The organism is Streptomyces sp. WZ.A104, assembly GCF_002382885.1.
Lineage (GTDB): Bacteria > Actinomycetota > Actinomycetes > Streptomycetales > Streptomycetaceae > Streptomyces.
In genome coordinates this window covers 1-3,034 of the sequence record NZ_NWVL01000159.1, presented here as the reverse complement: position 1 = coordinate 3,034, position 3,034 = coordinate 1, and the positions used below count along the sequence as shown (strand labels likewise).

Below are 3,034 nucleotides of genomic sequence, written 5' to 3'. Positions count from 1 at the left end.
GCGCAGGGCGTGCAGCCCGGCGGCCCGGTGACGGGCGTCGCCCCCGGCGGCGGCGAAGCGCAGCAGGGCCCAGCCGATGCCCGCCGCCCCGTCGGCGAAGCCCCCGCCGTCGGGCAGCGGGCCGGCCACGATCCGTTCGGCGATCCGCTCGGCTCCCCGCCACGCCTCGGCCCGCCCGGTGACCCGGTGCACCGCCAGGAGGGACACCAGGCCGCCCGCCGCCCCGCCGCGCACCCCGAACCCGTCCTCGGCCTCGCTCGCCGCACAGCTCAGCCGGGTCGCCGGGCCCGCCAGGTCCAGTACCTCCGGGTCGTCCAGCAGCGAGCCCACCTCGGTCAGCGCGTAGGCGATCCCGCCGAGACCCGCGAAGGCTCCCGAGCCCAGTGCCCCCAGCTCGTCCGCCCGGTCGTGCAGCCCGTCCAGCAGCCCCGGCACCGGCGCGAGCGCCTCCCGGGCCGCCTCGGCGTACCGGGGTGCCCCCGTGACCGCGGCAAGCTGGGCCAGGAACAGCGCGGGGCCGGTGTAACCGCCCGCGAGGTCCGCCGCCATCGGCGTCAGCCGCCAGTAGCGCTCCCCGAGGAGCTCCAGCCCGACCCAGTTGGTGCGGCCGGCGTGCCGGTAGGCGAGCGAGACGAGCTGGTCGCCCACCGACACGGCGGCGGACAGCAGTTGCTCGGGCTCCGGGGCCCGCGCCGCACTGCGCGCCCGGTCGCCCACGGCCGCCCGGTGCGCCGGTTCGGGCGAGGTGCTGACCATGGCGGCCCGGACGATCCGCTCCTGGTCCTGCCGGTCCACGCTGTCCATCGCGCGGATCTTCGCCTCCACCCGGGCGAGACCGGTGGTCCCGGAGGTGTCCCGTGAGCCCCCCTCGTCGCCCACGGAACCCGGCCCCGGCACGGAACCCGGCGCCGTACCCGGCACCGAGCCCGCCCCCGGAACCGCCCCCGCCTCCGAGCCCGCCCCCGGAACCGTACGGCCCGAACCGCCCCACAGCTCGGTGGAGCCCGGACGGGTGGTGAACACCGGCACATCCCCGCGCCACAGCTCCGCGATCTCCTCGTCCTCCAGGCCGGGCAGCGCGGGCGCGCCCAGGAGCGGGGTGCGCAGGAGCGAGAGCACCCGGTGCCGCTCGGCGGCGTCCCGCATCAGGTCGGGGTGGGTCGACTCGTCCAGCAGCGTCGTGTACGTCCAGGTCGGCCGGGGTACGAAACGGACCTCGTCCCGGTCGAACATCCGCAACAGCCCGCCCTTGCCGAGCAGTTCGCCCCGGTGCTCGCAGATCGCTGTGTACCCGGCGCGGAACCCGTCGCACAGCTCCTCGGTGTACGCGGAGGGGGCGGCCGCCACCCCGCCGAGCCGGGGCCGGTTGGCGGACTCGGTGAACCGCCCGGCCCGCCGCACCAGGCGCATGCGGTCCGTTCCGGTCTCCGCCCAGTCGGCGGTCTCGATCGGGGACGCGCCCGCCCGGCCCCCGCCGATGGCGGACATGTCGAGCGCGGTCGTGTCCCCGACGAGCAACTGGGGCAGCAGGCCAACCCGGTGGACCGAGTCGTGCAGGGCGCGGGCGGCCGGATCGGAGGAGCGGGCGGGCCCCAGAGGCAGGTGGAAAAGGGTCTCCACATCGACCAGGACGGGGTGCGGGCCGCAGGCGATCACGTTCTCGTGGTGCAGATCCGTGCCGTCCAGTGCGTGCAGCAGCGCCAGCAGGGCCCCCTGCCGACGGTAGAACTGCCGGGTCTCCGCCACCGAGGCGCAGGGCCGCGCCTCGACGAACTCGGCCCAGCCGTACGCCCCCCGGTCCAGCACGCGCGGCACTCGAAGCCGCGGTGCCTCCGGCAGCGAACCGAACCACTCGGTAAGGGAGTTGAAGTGCAGGTGCGCGCTCATCGGGCGTGGCTTGTAGACCAGCCGGGCGCCGTCGGCGAACCGCAGCAGCATCACCGACCGCCCTCCGCGGTGACTGTCGCCCGCACCGGCCTCGACGCCGGTGAGGGCCCCGGGGCCCGCGCCCCCGCCGAACACTCCGCCCGGGAGCCCGGCCCGGTCGCCCAACACCCCCGACGAGGGCAGCAGATGCCGGTCGGCGGCCAGCCGCGCGGCCATCTCGGCGAAGGCGTCGCCCGCGTTCAGACTGGCTGTCGCCAGGAGACGCGCCAGCACGGGATAGCCGGTGACGAGCAGGGCGAGGCCGTCACGGCGGGCGGTCACCCGTACGAAGTCCCGGAAACGCTCCCTTGGCCCCGCTCCGCTCAGCCGGCCGAGCCGACGGGCTTCGTGCAACTCGGTGACGAGGGTGCGCGCGGCGATCCGGCAGAGCCGATGTGCCAGGTGGCGCCGGAAGCCGGTGAGTACGGTGTCGGAGTCGCCCGCCGGACCGGGCGCGCCGCTGCCCACGGTCAGCGCGCCCCGCAGCCGTACGGCCGCCGCCTCCACGAACGGTGCGACCACCGGTCCGAAACCGCTGAGCCCCGGGTAGGCCCGGTCTGCGACCTCCACGTCCACGGGCGCGGCGGCGACGGCGGCCCGGGCGAAGACGGCCCAGGCGGGCTCGCTCGCGGGCCTGTCGCCGACGACGCCGGGAAGCCACCAGGGCTGCCCGTTCCGGTCCCGGAGCGGGGCGGTGGTGGCGGACGGGGCGACCGGGCGGCCGTTGCGCGGAGCGCGGGCGCTGTGTGTGCCGAGGCCACCGTCCAAGCCTCTGTCGATCAGATCCTTCTCCGCCACCGCACCGCACCTCCCCGGTCCCGGGGCGGTCCCGGTCGGGCCGCCCGGGTTCATCGTGGCGGGGAGTGGGGTGGCGGCGCATGGGGGAGTTGCCCCCAACTTTCGCCCTCCGCCCGCAGGCACCGGTCACGGCCGGGGGCGGATTCGGCATCGGCTGCTTCCCAACCGGCTGTTTCCGTCTCAGCCGGATCGCGGACGCGGTCGGCCCGATGGCCCGCCCGTCGCGGCCCCGCCCGTCACGGCCCCGCCCGCCACGGCCGTGCCGGGGCGGCCGCTCGGACTGCCGGCCGGGACGCCCCCCCCCGGGCGG

General features: G+C 76.9%; 1 protein-coding gene. It reads right to left on the bottom strand.

Annotated elements, in window-relative coordinates; translation table 11 throughout:
* On the bottom strand, positions 1–2,778 hold a 2,778-nt coding region (locus tag CIB93_RS36835; protein WP_096633115.1), incomplete at its 3' end, for a type 2 lanthipeptide synthetase LanM family protein.
* Positions 2,779–3,034 lie beyond the last annotated feature (256 nt).